This window comes from Burkholderia sp. E168m23, from assembly GCF_016586125.1.
GTDB lineage: Bacteria > Pseudomonadota > Gammaproteobacteria > Burkholderiales > Burkholderiaceae > Burkholderia > Burkholderia orbicola.
Window position 1 is genome coordinate 1 of record NZ_BCPP01000012.1, and the last position, 20913, is coordinate 20913.

Annotated in this window: 22 protein-coding genes; 13 read left to right on the top strand and 9 right to left on the bottom strand. The window is 67.3% G+C overall.

Annotation, left to right across the window (positions count from 1 at the left end; translation table 11 throughout):
• The coding region (locus JMF90_RS01255; protein ID WP_201324935.1) for a Rieske 2Fe-2S domain-containing protein at window positions 1–855 on the bottom strand (855 nt) is incomplete at its 3' end.
• Window positions 856–1067: 212 nt separating this feature from the next.
• On the opposite strand from JMF90_RS01255, the gene andR reads away from it, so the two are divergent.
• Window positions 1068–2027, top strand: a complete 960-nt coding sequence (andR, locus tag JMF90_RS01260; protein WP_011694667.1) for an anthranilate 1,2-dioxygenase regulatory protein AndR — start codon at window positions 1068–1070, stop codon at window positions 2025–2027.
• A gap of 147 nt (window positions 2028–2174) precedes the next feature.
• Here the strand turns inward: andR and JMF90_RS01265 are convergent, their stop codons facing one another.
• From JMF90_RS01265 to JMF90_RS01275, 3 genes are all read right to left on the bottom strand, one after another.
• Window positions 2175–2486 carry a hypothetical protein gene (locus JMF90_RS01265; protein WP_011548238.1) on the bottom strand — a complete coding sequence of 104 codons (312 nt, stop codon included), beginning with the start codon at window positions 2484–2486 and terminating at the stop codon, window positions 2175–2177.
• A gap of 44 nt (window positions 2487–2530) precedes the next feature.
• The gene (locus tag JMF90_RS01270) at window positions 2531–4228 is read right to left on the bottom strand and encodes a methyl-accepting chemotaxis protein (protein ID WP_011548239.1); all 1698 of its coding nucleotides are present in this window, start codon (window positions 4226–4228) and stop codon (window positions 2531–2533) included.
• 168 nt (window positions 4229–4396) lie between these two features.
• Complete coding sequence (locus JMF90_RS01275) at window positions 4397–5287, bottom strand: LysR family transcriptional regulator (protein WP_011548240.1); 891 nt, start codon at window positions 5285–5287, stop codon at window positions 4397–4399.
• A 91-nt stretch (window positions 5288–5378) separates the two neighbouring features.
• On the opposite strand from JMF90_RS01275, the gene JMF90_RS01280 reads away from it, so the two are divergent.
• Genes JMF90_RS01280 through catC form a run of 3 tightly spaced genes read left to right on the top strand, consistent with a single transcriptional unit; the run spans window position 5379 to window position 7781 of the window.
• Entirely contained in the window at window positions 5379–6512 is a 1134-nt protein-coding gene (locus JMF90_RS01280; RefSeq protein ID WP_011548241.1) for a muconate/chloromuconate family cycloisomerase, read from the top strand.
• Window positions 6513–6544: 32 nt separating this feature from the next.
• On the top strand, window positions 6545–7447 hold the full coding sequence (catA, locus tag JMF90_RS01285; RefSeq protein ID WP_006479533.1) for a catechol 1,2-dioxygenase: 903 nt from the start codon (window positions 6545–6547) through the stop codon (window positions 7445–7447).
• A 43-nt stretch (window positions 7448–7490) separates the two neighbouring features.
• A complete protein-coding gene (gene catC, locus JMF90_RS01290) occupies window positions 7491–7781 on the top strand; it encodes a muconolactone Delta-isomerase (protein ID WP_006479534.1) in 291 nt (96 codons plus the stop codon).
• A gap of 180 nt (window positions 7782–7961) precedes the next feature.
• Here the strand turns inward: catC and JMF90_RS01295 are convergent, their stop codons facing one another.
• Window positions 7962–8741, bottom strand: a complete 780-nt coding sequence (locus tag JMF90_RS01295; protein ID WP_011548243.1) for an NAD(P)H-dependent oxidoreductase — start codon at window positions 8739–8741, stop codon at window positions 7962–7964.
• A gap of 86 nt (window positions 8742–8827) precedes the next feature.
• Between JMF90_RS01295 and JMF90_RS01300 the strand changes: the two genes are divergently transcribed.
• Both JMF90_RS01300 and JMF90_RS01305 read left to right on the top strand, forming a co-directional pair.
• Window positions 8828–9721 (top strand): LysR family transcriptional regulator, encoded by an 894-nt coding sequence (locus tag JMF90_RS01300; protein ID WP_011548244.1) that lies wholly within the window; start codon window positions 8828–8830, stop codon window positions 9719–9721.
• 178 nt (window positions 9722–9899) lie between these two features.
• Window positions 9900–10304 (top strand): DUF2471 family protein, encoded by a 405-nt coding sequence (locus tag JMF90_RS01305; protein WP_006479558.1) that lies wholly within the window; start codon window positions 9900–9902, stop codon window positions 10302–10304.
• A gap of 184 nt (window positions 10305–10488) precedes the next feature.
• Here the strand turns inward: JMF90_RS01305 and JMF90_RS01310 are convergent, their stop codons facing one another.
• Window positions 10489–12522 carry an NADPH-dependent 2,4-dienoyl-CoA reductase gene (locus tag JMF90_RS01310; protein ID WP_011548245.1) on the bottom strand — a complete coding sequence of 678 codons (2034 nt, stop codon included), beginning with the start codon at window positions 12520–12522 and terminating at the stop codon, window positions 10489–10491.
• Window positions 12523–12597: 75 nt separating this feature from the next.
• On the opposite strand from JMF90_RS01310, the gene JMF90_RS01315 reads away from it, so the two are divergent.
• From JMF90_RS01315 to JMF90_RS01325, 3 genes are all read left to right on the top strand, one after another.
• A complete protein-coding gene (locus JMF90_RS01315) occupies window positions 12598–13668 on the top strand; it encodes an AraC family transcriptional regulator (RefSeq protein ID WP_011694666.1) in 1071 nt (356 codons plus the stop codon).
• Between the two features lie 209 nt (window positions 13669–13877).
• A complete protein-coding gene (locus JMF90_RS01320; protein ID WP_226132273.1) occupies window positions 13878–14423 on the top strand; it encodes a hypothetical protein in 546 nt (181 codons plus the stop codon).
• On the top strand, window positions 14420–15022 hold the full coding sequence (locus JMF90_RS01325; protein ID WP_011548248.1) for a hypothetical protein: 603 nt from the start codon (window positions 14420–14422) through the stop codon (window positions 15020–15022). Before JMF90_RS01320 ends, JMF90_RS01325 begins: the two co-directional genes overlap by 4 nt.
• Window positions 15023–15121: 99 nt before the next feature.
• Here the strand turns inward: JMF90_RS01325 and JMF90_RS01330 are convergent, their stop codons facing one another.
• The 3 genes from JMF90_RS01330 to JMF90_RS01340 form a co-directional block, all read right to left on the bottom strand.
• Complete coding sequence (locus tag JMF90_RS01330; RefSeq protein WP_011694665.1) at window positions 15122–15601, bottom strand: aconitase X swivel domain-containing protein; 480 nt, start codon at window positions 15599–15601, stop codon at window positions 15122–15124.
• Window positions 15594–16841, bottom strand: a complete 1248-nt coding sequence (locus tag JMF90_RS01335) for an aconitase X (RefSeq protein ID WP_011548250.1) — start codon at window positions 16839–16841, stop codon at window positions 15594–15596. Before JMF90_RS01335 ends, JMF90_RS01330 begins: the two co-directional genes overlap by 8 nt.
• Window positions 16842–17047: 206 nt before the next feature.
• Complete coding sequence (locus tag JMF90_RS01340) at window positions 17048–17476, bottom strand: MarR family winged helix-turn-helix transcriptional regulator (protein WP_011548251.1); 429 nt, start codon at window positions 17474–17476, stop codon at window positions 17048–17050.
• 92 nt (window positions 17477–17568) lie between these two features.
• On the opposite strand from JMF90_RS01340, the gene JMF90_RS01345 reads away from it, so the two are divergent.
• From JMF90_RS01345 to JMF90_RS01360, 4 genes are all read left to right on the top strand, one after another.
• A complete protein-coding gene (locus JMF90_RS01345; RefSeq protein WP_011548252.1) occupies window positions 17569–18489 on the top strand; it encodes a LysR family transcriptional regulator in 921 nt (306 codons plus the stop codon).
• Window positions 18490–18598: 109 nt separating this feature from the next.
• Entirely contained in the window at window positions 18599–19030 is a 432-nt protein-coding gene (locus JMF90_RS01350) for a MarR family winged helix-turn-helix transcriptional regulator (RefSeq protein ID WP_011548253.1), read from the top strand.
• Window positions 19031–19093: 63 nt separating this feature from the next.
• The gene (locus JMF90_RS01355) at window positions 19094–20188 is read left to right on the top strand and encodes an HlyD family secretion protein (protein ID WP_011548254.1); all 1095 of its coding nucleotides are present in this window, start codon (window positions 19094–19096) and stop codon (window positions 20186–20188) included.
• A gap of 13 nt (window positions 20189–20201) precedes the next feature.
• The coding region (locus JMF90_RS01360; RefSeq protein ID WP_201324936.1) for an MFS transporter at window positions 20202–20913 on the top strand (712 nt) is incomplete at its 3' end.

Here is a 20913-nt window from a genome sequence, read left to right on the forward strand (position 1 = left end):
TTCCAGATGGAAGCCCTCGTCGAACGAACGGATGTTCTGCTGCTTGTACGCGGCCGACGTATCGTCGCCCGTCTTCGTCACCGTGATGATGCTGTGCAGCCCGTGGTTCGCATCCGGAATCGAGCGCGCCTTCATCCCGACGCGGAAGATGTTGAAGGTCGTATGGAACAGATGCAGCATGCTCGCGTGATACGGGTCCTTCACGTTCTCCATGTACAGCTTCCAGTTCGACTTCGAATACTGGCGCGTACAGCCGAGATACTCGATCGGCTTGTGGAAGATCCGGTCGATCCACGGGCGCATCTGCTCGCCGAGATACTCGGGCAGCGGCGCCACTTCATCGCTGAAGGTCGCGAACACGAGCCCGCGATAGCTGTCCACGCGCAGCTTGCGCAGCCCGTGCTGCTTCGGGTCGAAATCGGCCGGCATCCCGGTCATCCCCTTCTGGCCGCGCCGGAACGGCACGCCGAGCAGGTTGCCCTGGTTGTCGAAGCTCCACTGGTGATACACGCACGTGTGCGAACTCGCGTTGCCGCGCGACTTGCGGCACACCTGCGCGCCGCGGTGCGCGCAGCGGTTCACCCACGCGGACAGCGTGCCGTCCTCGGTGCGCGTGACGACCACCGGCGTGTCGCCGACGAACGTGCTCTTGAAGTCGCCGGCGTTCGGAATTTCCGCTTCGAGCGCGACGAAATTCCACGTCGGCCCGCGGAAGATGCGTTCCTGCTCGCGATCGTAGACCGCCCGCGAGCTGAACACCTTGTACGGCACGCGCGAGCCGTCGTCGTGCGGGAAGGTCACGTCGGACGCGTCGCCGCGCGCGGCGAAAACGACGGGCGATTCTGTCTGCTCCATGTCGGACTCCTTGTGGTTCCGTTGCGTTGAATGCATGGAGCCGATTTTTGAAAAGCTAATATTCGGCGTCTATCCGGAAAGTGCGATTGCGGCGGCGCAATATCCACTTTCGGCGGATTTCTGCGCTAGCATGGCGGCACACGCGGCCGCCGCACGATCGCGACCCATTCGTCGGATCGAAGCGCGCGTCGTCCATACCAAGGCACAGGCCCATGTCCCCAACGTCGTTCGAGCCGCTCGCGCTGCGCGCGCACCGGCTGTTCGAATCCCGCGATCTCGACGAGACGCGCGAGCGAATCTCGCGCGTGATGCAGCCGCACGCGCTGCTGCCGAGCGGCCGTGTGCGGGGTGCGTCGCACATGGATTTCGTCAAGCTGGGCGGGCTCGGGATCGGCACGATCGCGTTCGGCGACGCGATGCGCGTGCAGGTCGATGCCGTCGACGGCTACTACCTGCTGATGTTCTGCCTGTCCGGGCAGGCCGAAGTGCGCGCGATGGGGCGGCAACTCGGCGTCGATGGCCAGACCGGCGTGCTGTGCGCGCCCGGCGAGCGCTTCGACGCGGTGCTGTCGGCCGATTGCGAGCAGTTCGTGCTGCGCATCGACGCGGCGACCGTCGGCGCGCTGACCGGCAACCCGCGCGCGATGCTCGACCCGGTGCTGCACGTGAGCGACACCGCACTCGCCGCGTGGCGCCAGCAACTGATGCTCGTCGCGCGGTCGCCCGAGCTGCTGGAACGTGCGAACGCGAACCCGCGGGTCGCGTCGCAGCTCGAGCATCTGCTGATCGACCTGCTGATCGAAGGCCATCCGCCGTCGGTGCTGCAGGCGGCGCACCGCGACCCGGCGCCGGGTTTCGTGCGGCGCGCGCAGGAGTTCGTCGATGCGCACTACGCGCAGCCGCTGCAGCTCGCCGATATCGTCCAGGCCGCCAACGTGCCCGAACGGACGCTGCGCGATGCGTTCCTGCAATTCCGCGGGATGAGCCCGATGCAATACCTGCGCGCGACGCGGCTCGCGCACGCGCGCGAACTGCTGCGCGGCGCGGCATCGGACCGGCGGATTGCCGATATCGCGCTCGATTGCGGGTTTACCCACCTGGGCCGGTTCGCGATCGCGTATCGGGAGAAGTTCGGCGAATCGCCGTCGGAAACGCTCGACGCCAGGCGCTGAAGCAGCCGTCCGCGCGCCGCTCCACGCCGCACGCGGCGTTTCGCGCGCCGTCCTGCCAATCGCTGTCTCCACCATTCGCCTTTCGTTCGTGCGGGCGACCGCGCTCCGAGCGACGGTCGGCCCTCGCTCCCGCGACGACGTCGGGATCTACGCCCGCGGTCCGCGCCGCGGCACGGCATTCGTCGCCGTATCCGCGGACGGCCGGCGCGCAGCCTCGAGCCGTGCCGCCGCGCACGCGAGCGCCCCTTCGATCCGTTCGAGCATCGTGCGCGTGGCCTCGCTGCGCGGACTCGCGCGCAGCAACAGCCCCAGCCACTTCAGCCGCCGTGCGAGCATCGGCACGACCAGCGTCCGGACGATCAGCCGTTGATCCCCGTCCGACGGATCGAAACGCACGCATGCGTCGACGAGCGCATCGAGCGTGAGTACCACGTGAGCAGAACGCGTCGAGCCTTTCAAGGGTCGATACTCCCGTCGCAGCAGGCTGCGAACCGTTATCCCGATCAAAATGCCTTCCAGTCGACGGCTCCGCCCGCGACAGGGACGCTCAGCCCTGCCGCCAGCGGCTCCACCACCGGCGGTTTCGTCGGCGCGAGGGCGAGCGCGGATGCCGGCGCAGGCGCGACCGACGTCACGGCCGGCACATCGACGGCATTCGGGGCGAGCTTGAACGTGGCCATCGCCGCCTGCAGGCGGCCGGCCTGCTCCTCGAGCGAATGCGCCGCCGCGGCTGCCTGCTCGACGAGCGCCGCGTTCTGCTGCGTCACCTGGTCCATCTGCTCGATCGCCAGATTGACCTGCCCGATCCCCTGGCTCTGCTCCCGCGAGGCCGCCGCGATTTCGGCGACGATATCGGACACCTGCTTGATCGCGAGCTTCACGTCCCCCATCGTCGCGCCGACGCCCGTGGCCTGCTGCGCGCTGTCCCGGATCATCGACACCGACGCGCCGATCAGTTCCTTGATCTCCTTCGCGGCGGCCGCCGAGCGCTGCGCGAGGCTGCGCACCTCGCTCGCGACCACCGCGAAGCCGCGCCCCTGCTCGCCGGCGCGCGCGGCCTCCACCGCGGCGTTGAGCGCGAGGATGTTGGTCTGGAACGCGATGCCCTCGATGACGCCCGTGATGTCGGAAACCTGGCTGGAACTGCTGCTGATCTGCCCGATCGTCGCGACCATGCTCTGCACGGCATCGTTGCCGGCATCGGCCATGCCGGTTGCGCGCGTCGCCAGCGTATTGGCCTGCTGCGCGTTGTCGGCGTTCTGCCTCACGGTCTCGGTCAGTTGCGTCATGCTCGACGCGGTTTCCTCGAGCGACGCGGCCTGCTCTTCCGTGCGGGCCGACAGATCGGCATTGCCGCTCGCGATCTGGCGCGACGCGACCGCCACCGCTTCCGCGCTGCGCTTGATGCCGCGCACCGTCGTACCCAGCTGCCGGTCCATCGTCGCCAGCGCCCCGAGCAACCGGCCGAATTCATCGTGCGAAGCGATGTCGATCCGGTTGTCCAGCGACCCGCCGGCGATTTCGTCGGCCACGCTCACGGCCTGCCCGAGCGGCGTCGAGATGTGTCGCATCAGGTGCGCGGACACCCACGCCGCGACCAGCACGCCGATGCCGATCAGGCCGATCGCGATCCACAAGATCATGACGAAGGTCGACGCGCTGTCATCGACGAACGACTTCGCCTGATCGATGTTCAGGGCGATGTCGTCGTCGAGCGCCTGCTTGAGCGCGCCGGCGGCGGGCGCCAGCCGGTCGATCGCCGCCGTGGCGGCATCGCGGTCCCCGCCGTCCACCGCTGCGAGGGCCGCGTCCACGCCGGCCCGGAACCGGGGCAGCACGTCGCGAATGCGGTCGGCGATGCGCTGCTCCTTCTCGCTCGTGATCGATTGGCCGTAGTAGCGGTTCCATATCGTGTCGAGACGGCGTTGCTCGGCACGCGTCTCGTCGATCCCGCTCCGGAGCCGCGCGGGATCGCGCTCGGACGACGCCCCACGCAGCCGCAGCTGCGTCTCGAAGGTCGCGGCGCGAATTTCCGACAACTCGCTGATCGGCAAGGTATTGCCCGTATAGGCATCGTGGACGTTCGCATTCAGCCTCGACAGGCCGAACAGCCCGAACACGCCGATGGCGACCATGAGCGCGACACACGCGGCAAGCGCGAAAAAGATCCTGAACTTTATGCTTTTCCCAAATCGGCTCACGCTGCTCTCCTCGAATGTTCCAGGTCGATACGGAGCGGGAAACCCCGCGTCCAACCCTGTTTACGGAGAGCAGCCTTGCCGGTTTATCCGGCACGGGCAGGATAGAAAAAACCATGTGCGGCAATAATCGGCCCGCACGGCGAGCGTTTTTGGGCCGTCCGGCAGCCGTCACGCGGCCGGCACGATCATCTCCCGCGCAATCGCGCAAAACGCGGCCGTGGCCGCGCTTTCGCCGTGCAGACGACGGCTCATGATGATCGGCGACGTCGCGCCCGGCTCCGGCAGCCGCCGGTAGACGACGCCCTTCACGCGCACGCCCTCGACGCTCTCCGGCACCAGCGACACGCCCACCTGCGCGGCCACGAGCCCGAGCGCGGTCTGCAGCTCGCGCACCTCGTGCACGGCCGCCGGCACGACCGCGCCGTCGCGCAGCGCCGACAACTGCTGATCGGCGAAGCTCGGCCGCGGCGTGCTCGGGTAGACGATCATCGTCTCGTTCGCGAGATCCGCGAGCGTCAGCGGCCGAGCCGGATCGGCGAGCCGATGCCCGGCCGGCAGCGCCGCGATCAGCTTTTCCTCGATCAGCGCCTCGCGCACCAGCTGGTCGTCGTCGAAGCGCAGGCGGCCGAACCCCACGTCGATCCGCCCGCCCTTCAGCGCGCCGAGCTGTTCGAGCGTGAACATTTCGATCAGCGACAGCTCGACGTCCGGCTGCGCCTCGCGAAACGCACGGATCACATCCGGCAGCGCGCCGTACAGCGCCGACGGCACGAAGCCGATCACGATCCGCTCCGACAGTTGCGCGAGCCGTCGCGTGAGCGGCCCCAGTTCGTCGGCCTGGTCGACCAGACGTTTCGCCTGCGCATAGAACACGCGCCCGGCATCGGTCAGTTTCAGCGGCCGTGCGCCACGCTCGAACAGCGGCAGCCCGATCTCCTCCTCGATCGCCTGGAGCTGGCGGCTCAGCGGCGGCTGCGTCATGTGCAGCCGCTCCGCCGCCCGCGTGATGTTCATTTCCTCGGCGACGGCGATGAAGTAACGGAGCTGACGCAATTCCATTTCATGCCTCAAAGGTATGGAAGTAGTCGGAAAGAGTGTTGGACGACGCGGGGCCGGAATTCCTACCATGTGCACCAACAGGAGGAATCGCATGATAGCAACTGCCGCCACCATCGAACGCATCGAGACGCTGCTGGTCGACGTGCCGACGATCCGGCCCCACAAATTGTCGGTCGCGACGATGAATTGCCAGACCCTCGTGCTGGTCCGCGTTCGATGCACGGACGGTATCGAAGGCGTCGGCGAGGCGACGACCATCGGCGGCCTCGCCTATGGCGAGGAGAGCCCCGAAAGCATCAAGGTCAACATCGACACCTACTTCGCGCCGCTGCTGCAGGGCCTGGACGCGACGCGTCCGGGCGCCGCGCTGGCGCGGGCGCGCAAGCTGTTCCAGGGCAACCGCTTCGCGAAGTGCGCGATCGAGACCGCGCTGTTCGACGCGCAGGCGCGGCGCCTGGGCGTGCCGCTGTCCGAGCTGTTCGGCGGGCGCCGGACCGATACGGTCGATGTCGCGTGGACACTCGCGAGCGGCGACACGCAGCGCGACATCGCGGAAGCCGAAGCGATGCTCGACGCCCGCCGCCATCGCGCGTTCAAGCTGAAGATCGGCTCGAACGCGGTCGCCGACGACGTGGCGCACGTGGTCGCGATCAAGCGCGCGCTCGGCGAGCGCGGCGACGTGCGGGTCGACGTGAACCAGGCGTGGAGCGAAACCGACGCGATCTGGGCCGGCGCGCGGCTGGCCGACGCCGGCGTGAGCCTCGTCGAGCAGCCGATCGCCGCGACCAACCGCGCGGGGCTGAAACGCCTCACGCAGCTCGCGCAGGTGCCGATCATGGCCGACGAGGCGCTGCACGGCGCCGTCGATGCGTTCGCGCTCGCGCAGGATCGCGCGGCCGACGTGTTCGCGGTGAAGATCGCGCAATCGGGCGGCCTGCAGGGCGCGGCGAGCGTCGCGTCGATCGCCGCGGCGGCCGGCATCGAACTGTACGGCGGCACGATGCTCGAAGGCGCGGCCGGCACGATGGCGTCCGCGCAACTGTTCAGCACGTTCGACTCGCTGAAATGGGGCACCGAACTGTTCGGCCCGCTGCTGCTCACCGAGGAGATCCTCGTCGAGCCGCTGCGTTACGAGGATTTCAAGCTGCATCTGCCGGCGACGCCCGGCCTCGGCATCACCTTCGACTGGGCCCGCATCGAACGGATGCGACGCGGCGCCCGCTGATCCCCACACGACAACCGACACCGGAGACACAGATGAACAAGCAAGCCATCGACGCCCTGCTGAAGACCTTCGACGACGCCGCCGAGAAGCCCGGCAACCCGCGCGTGCGCGCGATCGTCAACCGGATCGTGAAGGACATCTGCTACACGATCGAGGACTTCGACGTGCAGCCGAGCGAATTCTGGACGGCCCTGAACTACCTGAACGAAGCCGGCCGCGAATTCGGGCTGATCGCCGCGGGCCTCGGCCTCGAACGCTTCCTCGACGTGCGGATGGACGAAGCCGAGGCAAAGGCCGGCATCCAGGGCGGCACGCCGCGCACGATCGAAGGGCCGCTGTACGTCGCCGGCGCGCCGGAATCGGTCGGCCACGCGCGGCTCGACGACGGCACCGATCCGGGCCAGACGCTGATCATGCGCGGCCGGGTGCTCGGCCAGGACGGCGCACCGCTCGCGAACGCGCTGGTCGAGGTGTGGCATGCGAACCATCTGGGCAATTACTCGTACTTCGACGCGTCGCAGCCCGCGTTCAACCTGCGCCGCTCGATCCGCACCGATGCCGAAGGCCGCTACAGCTTCCGCAGCGTGCTGCCGGTCGGCTACAGCGTGCCGCCGGGCAGCAAGACCGAGCAACTGCTCGACCAGCTCGGCCGCCACGGCCATCGTCCGGCGCACATCCACTTCTTCGTTTCGGCGGACGGTTATCGTAAGCTGACGACGCAGATCAACATCGATGGCGATCCGCATCTGTGGGACGACTTCGCATTCGCGACGCGCGACGGGCTGATCCCGCCGGTCAGGCAGGCAGAGGGCGCGGAAGGCAAGCCGTACGGCGTCGACGGGCAGTTCGCGCTGATCGACTTCGACTTCTCGCTGCTCAAGGACAAGCAGGACGTGCCGGGCAGCGAAGTCGAGCGGGCCCGCGCGCAGGCGTGAGCGCCCTTCCCGTTCGACGAATCGACAACGCAAGGAGTGCAGGATGCTGTTTCATGTGGAAATGACCGTTCGCCTGCCGGCGGACATGGACCCGGTGAAGGCGGCCACGCTGAAGGCCGAAGAAAAGGCGATGTGCCAGCGGCTGATGAACGAAGGCGTCTGGCGCCATCTGTGGCGGATCGCCGGGCAGTATGCGAACGTCAGCATCTTCGACGTCGAAAGCGTGCAGCAGCTGCATGACGTGCTGAGCCAGCTGCCGCTGTTTCCGTATATGGAGATGGAGGTGCGGGCGCTGTGCCGGCATCCGTCTTCGGTGCGGGACGACGATCGGTAAGCAACGGTGAATCGCGGCCGTGCCCCACGGCCGCGAGGTGCCACGAGATGCCACGAGAAGCACGACCCGGGCGGCCGGCGATGTCACGCAGGCCGGCCGGGTCGTTTGCATTCCGCGTTTGGCATCTTGCATTTGGCGGCGGTTGTCCGTGCCGCCCTGCCTCGGGGTGTGCAGTAACCGTCAGGCGGTCAAATGCGCGGCGAACCCCACTTTCCCCGGCGCGATGTCCTCCTTCAGCGTCAGCGCCGGAATCTCGTAATCGCCCGCGTTCTGCCGGCGGAACGGAATCGGCGGTGTGGTCCACAGATCGTTCAGACGCTGGCCGAGCGCCGTACACGTCTGGTCGAAACGCGCGGCGTTCATCTTGCCCGTCCGGTAGATCACGAACGGCGGCAGCACGTCGAACCCCGGGTAATACAGCACGCCGTGCTGGATCGGGAACAGCAAGTCGTCGATCGGCCCGTTGATGCCGCGCCGGCTGTAGTGCGATTCCCACCCGCCCGTCGTGACGACGATCATCGCCCGCTTGCCTGCCAACATCCCTTCGCCGTAGCGGTCGCCCCAGTGCGTATCGGAATGTTCGCCGACGCCGTACGCGAAACCGTACGCATATACGCGCTCGAACCAGCCCTTCATGATCGCCGGCATCGAGAACCACCACAGCGGAAACTGCAGGATCACCGCGTCGGCCCACTTCAGCTTGTCCTGCTCGCGTGCGATGTCTTCGCTTTGCGTACCCGCTGCGAACGCGCGCTTCGAATCGAGCGACGGATCGAATCGCGCATCGGGTACACGATCGGTCACGTCGTTCGGATCCAGCGTCGCCTTCCAGTTCATCGCATACAGGTCGCTCACCTGCACCGCGTGGCCGGCCGCTTCGAGATGCGCGACGGCGAAATCGCGCAGCGCGCCGTTCAGCGAACGCGGCTCGGGATGGGCATACACGATCAGCACATTCATGTTCGTCACTCCGTGGATTGAATGACTGCAGGATGCGGCTTTCAACGGTATATTTGAAATGAATTCCTGATATCCCAGGTATAGCCATGAATAATCTCAGACGGCTCGATCTGAACCTGCTCGTCACGCTGGACGTGCTGCTCGCCGAGCACAACGTCACGCGCGCGGCCGAGAAGCTGAACATGTCGCAGCCGTCGGTCAGCGTGCAGCTGCAGAAACTGCGCGACGTGTTCGGCGATCCGCTGCTGTTGCCCGGCCCGCGCGGGATGCGGCCGACCGCGCGCGCGGAAGCGCTGCGCGAGCCGTTGCGCAATGCGCTCGAAGCGGTCGAGCGCGCGGTGATCCCGGCCACGCCGTTCGATCCCGCGACCGCGACGCACACGTGGCGCGTGGCCGCGACCGACTACGGCGAATCGACGATCGTGCTGCCCGCGCTGCGCACGCTGCGTTCGACCGCGCCCGGCACGCGGCTCGCCGTCGTCGAACTCGTGCCGCCGCGCATCGAGCAGGATGCCGAACGAAACGGCATCGACCTGGCCTTCCATACGACGGAAGGGTCGCCGCCCGGCATGCGGCGCCTGCCGCTGTTCGTCGAGCGCTACGTGCTGATCGGCCGCGCCGGTCATCCGAAGCTGAAGCGGCGCCCGACGCTCGCGCAGTTCGCCACGCTCGAACACGTGATCGTGTCGCCCGACGGCGGCGGCTTCTTCGGCGTGACGGACGAAGTGCTCGCGAAGGCAGGGGCCACGCGGCGCGTCGTGCTGTCGGTGCCGCACTTCCTGTTCGTGATGTCGGCCGTCGCGAGCACCGATCTCGTCGCGATGCTGCCCGAGCGGCTGGTGCGCGACGTGCCCGCGCTGCGCGTGGTGGACGCACCGGTCGAGGTGCCCGGCTATGAAATGTCGATGCTGTGGCACGAGCGCGTGCATCGCGATCCCGCGCATCGGTGGTTGCGGGAGACGATTGCGGCGGCGGTGTAGATCGTCCGCCCGATCGATGCGATCGCCCGCGTCGAGCGTCGAGCGTCGAGCGCCGACGCACGAAATTCTGCATTCGGGGCTTGAAACCGCGCTGAACACTGTATATATTTACAGTGCTTTTGCACCATTTGACCCGAATTCCGTCATCCACAGACGAACGGACTTTTGTGAGGCGACCATGTTCCAGGCTTCCGCATTCGATCCCGAGCAACCCGGTTTCAATCCCGTCCACTTCGAGCGCGCCGCGCAGCGGGCGGTCGTCGATCTGCAGCGTGTCGCGGGCGGCCCCGCGCAGCGGGCGCTCGGTCTGCGCCGCCGCACCCACCCGGCGGCCGTTCGCACGATGAGCTGGCAGGCGCTGCTGAACGTCGAGGAGCTGGCGTTCTCGAATCCCGGCTTCCTGAACCGCAACGATCCGGCCGTCGTCGACGCATTCATCCGGCTGCGTGGCAGCCGGCTGGTTGCCGCAGACGTCGAGGAGCCGGTCGACTGGCGCCGCGACGATGATGACCTTCCGGCCATCTACCTGATCGTCAAGGCGATGCTCGAAGCGGAAGAGGAAGAGCGGGCCGAAGCGGCCTGAGCCGCGCCGGTCGATTGCGGGCACGGTCTGCCGGGCTCGCGCCGCCATATTGCATGGTGGCGCGGCAGCTCGTTATGGTTCTGCACCCGCGAATCGGCGCATCAGGCGGCGAGCCGCGAACCGTCGCGTAAGCCGCTCGTCGCCACGCGACGATCAGCCGAATGACCGTCGCAGCACCCGCCCGTTACAGCCGCGCCGCCAGCCGCGCGCCCTGATCGATCGCGCGCTTCGCGTCGAGTTCGGCGGCCAGTTCCGCGCCGCCGATCAGGTGCACCGAGCGCCCGGCCGCCTGCAGCGGCGCGAGCAACGCGCGCTGCGGCTCCTGTCCTGTGCAGAGCACGATCGTATCGGCTTCGATTAGCTCGTGATCGGTGCGCTGCTCGCCGTACGACACATGCAGCCCGCGCGCGTCGATCAACTCATAGTTCACACCGCCAATCATCTTCACCTGCTTCATCTTCAACGTCGCACGGCGAATCCAGCCGGTCGTCTTGCCGAGCCCCTTGCCGAGCGGCGCGGCCTTGCGCTGCAGCAGCGTCACTTCCCGCGTCGGCGCCGACACCTGCGCACGCGTCACGCCGCCGCGCGTCGTGGCCGGGTCGGTCACGCCCCACTCGGCTTTCCATTCATCCAGATCGAGTGCCGGCGACTCGCCCTCCTGCACCAGATACTCGGCGACATCGAAGCCGATCCCGCCCGCGCCCACCACCGCGACCCGCCGGCCGACCGGCTGTTTGCCCGCGAGCACGTCGATATAGCTGAACACGTTCGGCCCGTCCTGCCCCGGAATCTTCGGGTCGCGCGGCGCGACGCCGGTCGCGAGCACGATCTCGTCGTAGCCACCCGCGATCAGGTCGCTCGCATCGACGCGGCGGTTCAGGTGCAGTTTCACGCCGGTCAGTTCGACCTGCCGGCCGAAGTAGCTCAGCGCTTCGTGAAATTCCTCCTTGCCCGGAATCCGCTTCGCCATGTTGAACTGGCCGCCGATCTCGGCCGCGCCGTCGAACAGGTCGACCTGATGGCCGCGCTGCGCGAGCACGGTCGAGCACGCGAGCCCGGCCGGCCCCGCGCCGACCACCGCGATGCGCTTCGGCTGCGGCGCGGGCGTGTATTTCAGCTCCGTCTCGTGGCACGCGCGCGGATTCAGCAGGCACGACGCGATCTTGTTCTTGAACGCATGATCGAGGCACGCCTGATTGCAGCCGATGCAGGTGTTGATCTCGTCGGCACGGCCCTGCGCGGCCTTGACGACGAACTCGGCATCCGCGAGCAGCGGGCGCGCCATCGACACCATGTCCGCGCAGCCGTCCGCGAGAATCTGCTCGGCCACTTCGGGCCGGTTGATCCGGTTGGTCGTCACGAGCGGGATGCCGACCTCGCCCTTCATCTTCTTCGTCACCCACGCGAACGCGCCGCGCGGCACCGACGTCGCGATCGTCGGCACGCGCGCCTCGTGCCAGCCGATCCCCGTGTTGATGATCGTCGCGCCGGCCCGTTCGACCACTTTCGCGAGCTGCACGGTTTCGCTCCAGTCGCTGCCGTCCGGAATCAGGTCGAGCATCGACAGCCGGTAGATCAGGATGAAGTCGCGGCCGACCGCTTCGCGTGTGCGCTCTACGATCTCGATCGGCAGGCGGATGCGGTTCTCGTACGAACCGCCCCACTGGTCGGTGCGCTTGTTCGTATGCATCGAGATGAACTGGTTGATCAGGTAGCCCTCGGAGCCCATGATCTCGACGCCGTCGTAACCGGCCTCGCGTGCCAGCGTCGCGCAGCGCACGAACGCGCGGATCTGCCGCTCGACGCCGCGCGCGCTCAGTTCGTGCGGCGCGAACGGCGAAATCGGCGACTTGATCTTCGACGGCGCGACCGCGAACGGGTGATAACCGTAGCGCCCCGTATGCAGGATCTGCAGCGCGATCTTGCCGTCCTCCGCGTGCACGGCGCCGGTGATCTCGCGATGCCGGCGCGCGGCGGCCGACGTCATCAGCGTGCCGCCGAACGGCTTGGTCCAGCCGGCCACGTTCGGCGCGAAGCCGCCCGTCACGATCAGGCCGACCCCGCCGCGCGCGCGCTCGGCGAAATATTCAGCGAGGCGCGGCAGCGTCTTGCGGCTGTCCTCGAGGCCGGTGTGCATCGAGCCCATCAGCACGCGATTCTTCAGCGTCGTGAAGCCGAGATCGAGCGGGGCGAGCAGGTGGGGAAAGGGTGTCGTCATGATGATTCGGCCAATAAGCGATGCCTGCCATCGTAGGCGCGCGCCGCCTTGAACGTGAGGGGGCAAACAGCCATAATGCTTGTCATTTTCGGCCAAATCGACATGACTTCCCCGTCTCGCAAGGATCGCCTCGGGCTGCGCCGCCCGACCATTCCGGTCGCCTATACACGCCTGCTGCTGCAGGCGCTGGCCGCACGCGGCGTCGACCTGGCCGCCGTGCGGGCCGGCACGGGCCTGCGCGACGCGGTGCTGGCCGAACCGGACGCGCGCGTCGCGCCGTCGCAATGGGGGCGGCTGGTGCTCAACGCGATCGAAATCGGCGGCGATCCGGGCATCGGGCTCGCGTTCGGGCTGCTGCTGAAACCGACCGTGCACGGCTTTCTCGGCTACGCGACGCTGACCGCGCGGGACATCCGCGAAGCGCTGTCGGTCATGCAGCGCTACTTCCGGATGCGGAATCGCCAATACCGGCTGACTTACGCGGAAGACGCGCGCGGCGCGACGCTCGAACTGCACGGCGTGCAGGCGAACCCCGTGCTGCAGCACCACGTGATGTTCGAATTCGTGCTGACGGGGCTCGCGCAGAACATCTCGCAATGGTCCGGCCGCGCATCACCGCCGATCAGGCTGCAATTCGCGTGGCCGGAGCCCGCGTATTTCGCACGCTATCGCGACCAGTTGCCGCCGGTGGCATTCGGCTGCGCGGCCAACGCGCTGTGGATCGCGCGCGACGTGCTCGACTGGCCGCTGCCGCTCGCCGACGAAGTCGCGCACCGGCAGGCGCTCGTGCAGGTGGAACGCGAATATGCGCAGGTGCGGCAGGAGGAAGGCGATCTGGTCGAGCGCGTGCGGGCGGAACTGGCGCGCGCCGCCGGGGATTATCCGGGGCCGGACATGCTCGCCGACGCGCTGCTCGTGTCGACGCGCACGCTGCGGCGCCGGCTGGAAGAAGCCGGATCAAGCTATCGGCAATTGCTCGACGAAGCGCGGTTTCGCGACGCCAGGCAGTTGCTCGCCGCGTCGGATCTCGATCTGAAAACGATCGCCGAACGGCTGCAGTTCACCGACCCGGCGAATTTCACGCGCGCGTTCCGGCGCTGGGCCGGGCAGACGCCGAGCGCATTTCGGGAAGCGGCTGCGAGGTGATGGCGTCGGCAGTGACCCGGCACCGGCGCGAATAACGCCGAACCGCCGCCGGCGGCACGGTGCGGGTGCGGGGGCGGCTGCGCGCGAATTCAGTGCCACGCGCCGGGCAACCCGTCGCCCGGCAATGCCGGACGGTCGGCCGAAAGCGGTGGCGTATGATGGGCGCCACATCAAAACGACGTCGCGCGGACCCGCGCCCTCTCCGACCCATGCCCAATCGCACCACCCTGATCGAGGCCACGATCGACCGCGTCGATACCAACCTCATCCGAGTCAAGGCCAATGTCAGGAAGAACCCGCCATACCGTTTGACGATGCAGAACGTCTGCTACTTCGTCACGGCCAACGACGTCGACGAAGAAGCATTCAAGCAGATCGAGAAACTGAGGCCCGGCATGTCGGTGCGCGCCTGCACATTCGAGCATCGCGGCCGTCGCCGGATCGCGTGGATCAGGAGCGGCAGCCTTGCCATCGCGCCGTACGACGTGCGCGCGCAAAAGCGACGGAACCTGTCGCTGCTCGCCTGGGCGTCGTGCCTGGTCGTGCTGAGCCTGGGTACCGCTGCCGCGGCACTCCATTCGGGTTGGGCGTTCACCTCGGCACTGGCCACCGTCGTGTCCATCGTCGGTCTGGTGGGCGACCTGGTCGCCATCGGCGGCTTGTCCGACCTGATCTTCCAGCCGCAGCGACGCGAAGCCCAGGATTGCTGGCTAGGCGAACCGTCCGGTTTCAGCGCGGAGCGCAGCGGCCCATGACGAACCACGACATGCAGACCGTATCCGGCCGCGTGACGGCAATCAGCCAGCAATCGATCGAGACGAAGGTCTGGAGCAACAACCTGGGCACGACGACGCAAAGTATCGAGGAAATCACGCTCAAACTCGATTCGCTCGCGTCCCCCCTCGTGTTCAGGACCAACCGGACGACGCGCCTGTTCATCGCCGATGGCGATCGATTGAATGTCGCCTATGTCGGCGACCAGGATCGCCAGAGCGTCTACGGCATTCGCAACATGACCGACGGTTCGGCTTATCTGCTGCGCCCCGCCAAAGTCGCCGGCGCCCGAACCGACCTTTTCGTCATGCTCATTTGCGTGATCGGCGCGGCCGTCGTCAGCGGAATCGTATCCGTGGTGACGCTCAGCATGGAATCGATGTTCGACGTGTTTGCGCTGATCAGCGCGAGTGTAATCGGCTTGTGCGTGCTGAGCGCGATCCTGCGCATCCTGTTCGGCGTGATCGTGTGGCCCGAAATCAGAAGATTGGCGCAGCCGGGCGGCAAACGCGAAATGAACGCGGCGGCTCAAGCGCTGTCGCTCACGCAGGAAGAAACCCGACACGTGCGCTTCATCTGACCGGGACAGGTGCGGCTACCGCGCGGCGAACGACGCTGCTCGCTCCGGATCGCATCGCCGCGGCCACCGCCTGACTCGCCGTCAGCGCGCGCCGGTCGTTCAGGTCAAACCGGATCCGCCCGAACGAGCATCAGTGCCCAGATGAATCCGCGCGCCGCCGTCCCCCTCGCCCGTTTCGATCCGCACGTCGCCCGTGGCAGCGACGATCGCGTCGTATACCTCATCGCTCACGCACACCACCGGCACCGCGATCGCATACAACTCGGCGGCCACGATCGCGCCGATCGAGATGATCAAATCGCGTTCCTTCAGCACGATCCCGACCGGCCCCGTACCGTTGCGCACCGCTTCCGCTAGCACGCTGCTGCTCGAACTCGAGCCCTTCGCGTGCGGCATCACCATCACCTTGCCGGCGAGGCTCGCGCCGGCCTGCGGATGCCCGCGATCGACGATCCTGCCCGCGCCCGAGTCGTAGCCGCCCCAGAAGCTGAGCGGCTTGTCGAGCACGAAAGGCCGCGCGCACGCGCTGCCCGGCACGAGCGTGTCGCCCGTCAAGAATGTGCCCGTCGTTTCAGTCATCGAATCGCACCTTGCCTTCGTACGCGGACCGCACGCATTCGCGCATGCTGCCGTACGCCACCGTCACGCCGATGTTCGCGGGCGCATACGACGCCCATTTCCCCGAGTTGGTCATCACCAGCCCCGACAACTGCTTCATCACCGGCGTGATGTACGTGCAGGTATCGACGACGATCTGCACGCCGCGCGCGGCGAATTTCTCCGCGAGGCCGGCTTCCTCCAGCTCCCACAGAATGAAGCGGCTCGTGTTCACGTAGAAATCGCAGGCCGGCTTGCCGTCGAACGCGTCGAGCAACGTGTCGAGCGTGCGGAATTCGGCCAGCGAGAAATGCGGCGTGCCGAGCGCGACCGCGACGAGCGCGTCGCCGGCCGCACCGTGATTCAGCGTGCGGCGAATCTCGTCGAGATCGGCCATCGCGATATCGACCCTGCGCTGCGCCGCGCGGCCGTGCAACGCGGCGTCGAGCGTCGGCGCCTCGGGCGTCACGCCGACCGCATGGAACAGCGCGACGGCGCCGCTCGACGCGGCGGCCGCGCCGAGCGCCTTGAGTTCGTCCTCGGTGGTGTCGGCCGGCAGCCCGACGATCGCCGGCACGACCGCCCCCGCGATCTTGCCGACCGCCAGGCCAAGCGCGGCGAAATAGATATCGCGCGACGGCAGGCCGCTGAAATCGGGCGCATTGAACACGATCCGCGCGGCGCGGTTCGCGTCGACATGCAGCCCCGCGTACGGCGCGCGCCCGGTGATCGCGGCGGCCAAGTCGAGAAAATCGCCGTAGCGGCTCGTGCGCGCGCCGAGTACCGAATTCGCGAACACGATCGCATTCGATTCGGCCCACGCGATCTGCTCGCCCAGCGCGGGACGATTCTTCAGTTGATATGGCGCGCACGTGAAGCTCGATTCGCAGCCGAGCAGCAAATGCGCGTCCATCAGGCGCTGCGCATCGCGCTGGATCGTGCGGTCGCCGTGGTACAGCTCGGGATGGATCAGGTCGAGCGACCCGACGTTCAAGGTGGTCGGCACCGCGACCTTCGCGCCCGTGTCGACGAAATAGTCGACGAAGTCGAGGCTCGTCTGGCCGTGATACAGACAGCCGTCGATATGGGCAGACGTAATGTCGATCAGGTGCGGCGCGGACATCACTTGCGCGGTGCGCACGACGATCCGCATCGCGCGGGCGACGCCGTCGCCGAAATCCCCGCGCAACATCGCGTCGTCGCGGTCGCTCAACTGCAGCATCGGTTGCTCCTCGTGACGCGTGCACCGGCGGCGGTGCCGGTTCATGAATTCAGTCAGAGGACTCTACAACTGGAAATAAAAACTGTCCAGATCGCCTTCAATCCGGATAGCAATGAAACCAATTTTCTCAACCAAATGCTCCCAAGGCGACCAATGGCTTGAATTCCGCACCAGTTGGTCGTCCCACCGAACCGTCCGCCCCTCGCCTAGCGTTCCGCAGTCAGACTGAACAACTCGTTGCGCAACGCCTTCGCCCGCTCGCGGCCGAACTGCGTGTCGAATTCGTCCTGCGCGGCCTGCCACGCGACTTTCGCCTGCGCGAACGTGCGTTCGCCGAGCTTCGTGAGGTGCAGCGCATGCGCACGCGCATCGTGCTCCGACGCCGCCGTCGACACGAAACCGTCGCGCTGCAACGGCTTCAGCGCACGCAGCAAGGTCGTGCGATCCATCACGAGCATCTCGGCGAGTTCGCTCATCAGCAGACCGGGATGGCGCGTGAGGTTCGCCATGATCGAGAACTGGGCGGGCGTGACGCCGACCGGGGCCAGATGGTGTTCGTACAGTTGCGTGACGAAGCGCGCCGCCTGACGCAGCGCGAGACAGTTGCACGCCTGGGCAATCGAGGTGTCGTTCATGTTCGGCAATCTATATGTGCATATGCATAAAGTCAATGTACACTCCGCCGTAACAGCGGCCGGCGGCCGGCCATCGCGTCAAGGAGACGGACATGGACTACATCGACAAGCTGCGCATCTTCCGGTCCGTGGTGGAAATGCGCAGCTTCACGCGCGCCGCCGACATGCACGGCCTCGCGCGGCCCGTCGTATCGCGTGCGGTCGCGGATCTGGAGGCGCGTTTCGGCAGCCGATTGCTGCACCGGACGACCCGCCAGGTATCGCTGACCGAGACGGCCGAGCGCATCTACGAGCGTTGCGCGGCCGTGCTCGACGAGCTCGACGCGCTGGAAGTGGAAGCGCAGACGCACACGCGCGAGCCCGAAGGCCTGCTGCGCCTCGTCGCGCATACGACGGCCGCGCTGAACCGGCTCGTGCCGCTGATCGCCGGCTTCAAGAGCGCGCATCCGAACGTACGCCTCGACGTCACGCTGACCGAGCGCCCGGTCGATCTGGTCGGAGAAGGCTACGACATCGGCATCGTCGTGCCGTACATGCTGACGAGCGAATCGACCGTCGTGCGGCTGGTCGAGCGCATTCCGGTCGTGATCGTCGCGACGCCTGCGTATTTGCAAGCACATGCGCGCCCCGAGACGCCGGCCGACCTCGCCAATCATCCGTTCGTGCCGATTTCGCCGTCGCTGCGCCGCCCGGCGCTGTCGTTCCGGGTCGACGGCAACCTGCTCACCGTGCCGTTCCGTTTCGACATCTCGTCGAACAGCCCCGTGTTCAACCGCGAAATGGTCATGCACGACTTCGGCATCGGCGTCGTCCCGAAAACGCTCGTCCAGGCCGAACTCGCGTCGGGTGCGCTCGTGCAGTTGCTGGAAGACGCCGATCTCGTCGACGCGTTCGTCGAAATCAAGCTCGCCTACGCGAACCGCGCGCTGCTGCCCGCGAAGGTGAAGGCGTTCATCGACTACACGGCCGCGTACTGCGACCGCGAAGGCTGGATCGTTCCGGCAGCGGCGTGACGCCGGATGCGCGAATGCGCGTTTCCGACGCCGATTGATACAGCCACGACACCAATCTGATCCCGCCGCGCCCCTCGCTTCGCGCCGCCTCGCCACCTAACATGTGCACATGCACAAGACCACGCTCACCGATGACGATTGCTTCGCGGTCCGGCAAGCCGCCCGGCGGATCTCGCAGTTCTATGAGCGCTACCTGTCGCGGGCGGGCGTCACGCCGTCGCAGTACAGCATCCTCGCGCTGCTGCGCGAGCGGCCCGGCCTGACGATGGCGACGCTGTCGAACGTGCTGGTGATCGAACGTACCGCGCTGTTGCGCGCGCTCAAGCCGCTCGTCGGCGCGGCGCTGGTGACGGGGCGGATCGAACCGCCATGCCGCGGTCAGACGTTTGCACTGACCGCGCACGGCGAAACGAAGGTGGCCGATGCGCACGTGCACTGGCTCGCCGCGCAGGAAGCGTTCGAGCGGTGCTTCGGGTCGACGCAGGCGGCCCGCCTCAGAGACGAATTGTTCCGGATCACGCACAACCTGCCAGAACGCTAGCCCTTCCCCGATCGACGTCGTACCGTCGATCGTTTTGATAAGTGCATATACATAGGTGAATCGATGGATACGACCCAAGACGCTGCCTCGTCACGCGAAGCAGCCACAACCGAGCGGCCCGCGAAGCAGCAACGCCGCGTGCCGTGGATGCGCATCGCGGTGGGCGCCGTCGTCGTCGTGGTCGCGGCCGCCGTGCTCGACTGGCTGTTCGTGCTGCGCTTCCAGGAAAGCACCGACGATGCGTACGTCGGCGGCGACGTGACCGTGCTCGCGCCGAAGGTCAACGGCTTCGTCGACAAGATCCTCGTGACCGACAACCAGCGCGTGAAGGCCGGCGACGTGCTCGTGCAGCTCGATGCGCGCGACTACGACGCGAAGCTCGCGCAGGCCAGCGCCGAAGTCGACAGCGCGCGCTCCGCCGTGACCGAACTCGAAGCGAAGCAGCAACTGCAATTCGCGGTGATCGGCCAGCACGCGGCGGACAAGAACGCGTCGTCGGCCGAACTGACGCGCGCCGCGTCGGACCGCGTGCGCTATCGCGAATTGGTGAAGTCGGACGCCGTATCGAACCAGATCGTCGAGCGCGCGGATGCCGATTACTCGAAGGCCGGCGCCGCCGTCGAACGCAGCGACGCCGCGCTGCTCGCGTCGAAGCGCCAGCTCGACGTGCTCGGCGCGCAGCTCGCCGATGCGCGGGCCCGCGTGAACACCGCGCTCGCCGCGCAGCGCGTCGCGGCGCTCAACGTCGAATACACGACGATCCGCTCGCCGGTCGACGGTTACGTCGGCAACCGCACGGGCCGCGTCGGGATGCTCGCGAACGTCGGCGTGCCGCTGCTGACCGTCGTGCCGGCCTCCGGCCTGTGGATCGACGCGAACTTCAAGGAAGACCAGCTGCGCAAGATGCGCGCGGGAGACCGCGTCGACGTCGCGCTCGATGCGTCGAGCACGCGCCTGCACGGCCGCGTCGACAGCCTGGCGCCCGCGACCGGCGCGACCTTCAGCGTGCTGCCGCCCGAGAACGCGACCGGCAACTTCACGAAGATCGTCCAGCGCGTGCCGGTGCGCGTGCATCTCGATCCGCAGCCCGGCATCGAACACGTGCTGCGCCCCGGCCTGTCCGCGGTCGTGACCGTGCATACCGACCACCAGCACTGAGCGGGAGCCGACGATGACCACCGCGTTTTCCGGCGACCCCGCGTCGCAACCGACCAAACAGCGCGTGTTCGCGTTCGCGCTGATGTGCGTCGGCTTCTTCATGGCGACGCTCGACATCCAGATCGTCGCGTCGTCGCTGCGCGACATCGGCGGCGGGCTGTCCGCGAGCCAGGACGAACTGTCGTGGGTGCAGACCGCGTACCTGATCGCCGAGATCATCGTGATCCCGATGTCGGGCTGGCTGTCGAAGGTGATGTCGACCCGCTGGCTGTTCGCCGCGTCGGCCGTCGGCTTCACGATCACCAGCATGCTGTGCGGGCTCGCGTGGGACATCAACTCGATGATCCTGTTTCGCGGGCTGCAGGGCGCGCTCGGCGCCGCGATGATCCCGACCGTGTTCACCACCGCGTTCGTGCTGTTCCCCGGCAGGCAGCGGCTGATCGCGTCGACGACCATCGGCGCGCTCGCGTCGCTCGCGCCGGCGATCGGCCCCGTGATCGGTGGCTGGATCACCGACCAATGGTCATGGCACTGGCTGTTCTACCTGAACCTCGTGCCGGGCATCGCGGTGGCCGTGCTCGTGCCGCGCTACGTGCATATCGACGCGCCCGATCTCAGCCTGATCAAGCGCGGCGACTATCTCGGCATCCTGCTGATGTCCGGCTTCCTCGGCTGCCTCGAGTACGTGCTCGAGGAAGGCCCGCGCAAGAACTGGTTCGGCGACG

Excerpts from the sequence above, each read along its gene's own strand:
- JMF90_RS01330 (WP_011694665.1), bottom strand. The coding sequence starts at position 15,601 with ATGACTGAAACGACGGGCACATTCTTGACGGGCGACACGCTCGTGCCG.
- JMF90_RS01355 (WP_011548254.1), top strand. The coding sequence starts at position 19,094 with ATGGATACGACCCAAGACGCTGCCTCGTCACGCGAAGCAGCCACAACC.
- JMF90_RS01310 (WP_011548245.1), bottom strand. The coding sequence starts at position 12,522 with ATGACGACACCCTTTCCCCACCTGCTCGCCCCGCTCGATCTCGGCTTC.
- JMF90_RS01300 (WP_011548244.1), top strand. The coding sequence starts at position 8,828 with ATGAATAATCTCAGACGGCTCGATCTGAACCTGCTCGTCACGCTGGAC.
- JMF90_RS01325 (WP_011548248.1), top strand. The coding sequence starts at position 14,420 with ATGACGAACCACGACATGCAGACCGTATCCGGCCGCGTGACGGCAATC.
- catC (WP_006479534.1), top strand. The coding sequence starts at position 7,491 with ATGCTGTTTCATGTGGAAATGACCGTTCGCCTGCCGGCGGACATGGAC.
- JMF90_RS01335 (WP_011548250.1), bottom strand. The coding sequence starts at position 16,841 with ATGCTGCAGTTGAGCGACCGCGACGACGCGATGTTGCGCGGGGATTTC.
- JMF90_RS01280 (WP_011548241.1), top strand. The coding sequence starts at position 5,379 with ATGATAGCAACTGCCGCCACCATCGAACGCATCGAGACGCTGCTGGTC.
- JMF90_RS01340 (WP_011548251.1), bottom strand. The coding sequence starts at position 17,476 with ATGAACGACACCTCGATTGCCCAGGCGTGCAACTGTCTCGCGCTGCGT.
- catA (WP_006479533.1), top strand. The coding sequence starts at position 6,545 with ATGAACAAGCAAGCCATCGACGCCCTGCTGAAGACCTTCGACGACGCC.
- andR (WP_011694667.1), top strand. The coding sequence starts at position 1,068 with ATGTCCCCAACGTCGTTCGAGCCGCTCGCGCTGCGCGCGCACCGGCTG.
- JMF90_RS01315 (WP_011694666.1), top strand. The coding sequence starts at position 12,598 with ATGCTTGTCATTTTCGGCCAAATCGACATGACTTCCCCGTCTCGCAAG.
- JMF90_RS01295 (WP_011548243.1), bottom strand. The coding sequence starts at position 8,741 with ATGAATGTGCTGATCGTGTATGCCCATCCCGAGCCGCGTTCGCTGAAC.
- JMF90_RS01305 (WP_006479558.1), top strand. The coding sequence starts at position 9,900 with ATGTTCCAGGCTTCCGCATTCGATCCCGAGCAACCCGGTTTCAATCCC.
- JMF90_RS01350 (WP_011548253.1), top strand. The coding sequence starts at position 18,599 with ATGCACAAGACCACGCTCACCGATGACGATTGCTTCGCGGTCCGGCAA.
- JMF90_RS01320 (WP_226132273.1), top strand. The coding sequence starts at position 13,878 with ATGCCCAATCGCACCACCCTGATCGAGGCCACGATCGACCGCGTCGAT.
- JMF90_RS01275 (WP_011548240.1), bottom strand. The coding sequence starts at position 5,287 with ATGGAATTGCGTCAGCTCCGTTACTTCATCGCCGTCGCCGAGGAAATG.
- JMF90_RS01345 (WP_011548252.1), top strand. The coding sequence starts at position 17,569 with ATGGACTACATCGACAAGCTGCGCATCTTCCGGTCCGTGGTGGAAATG.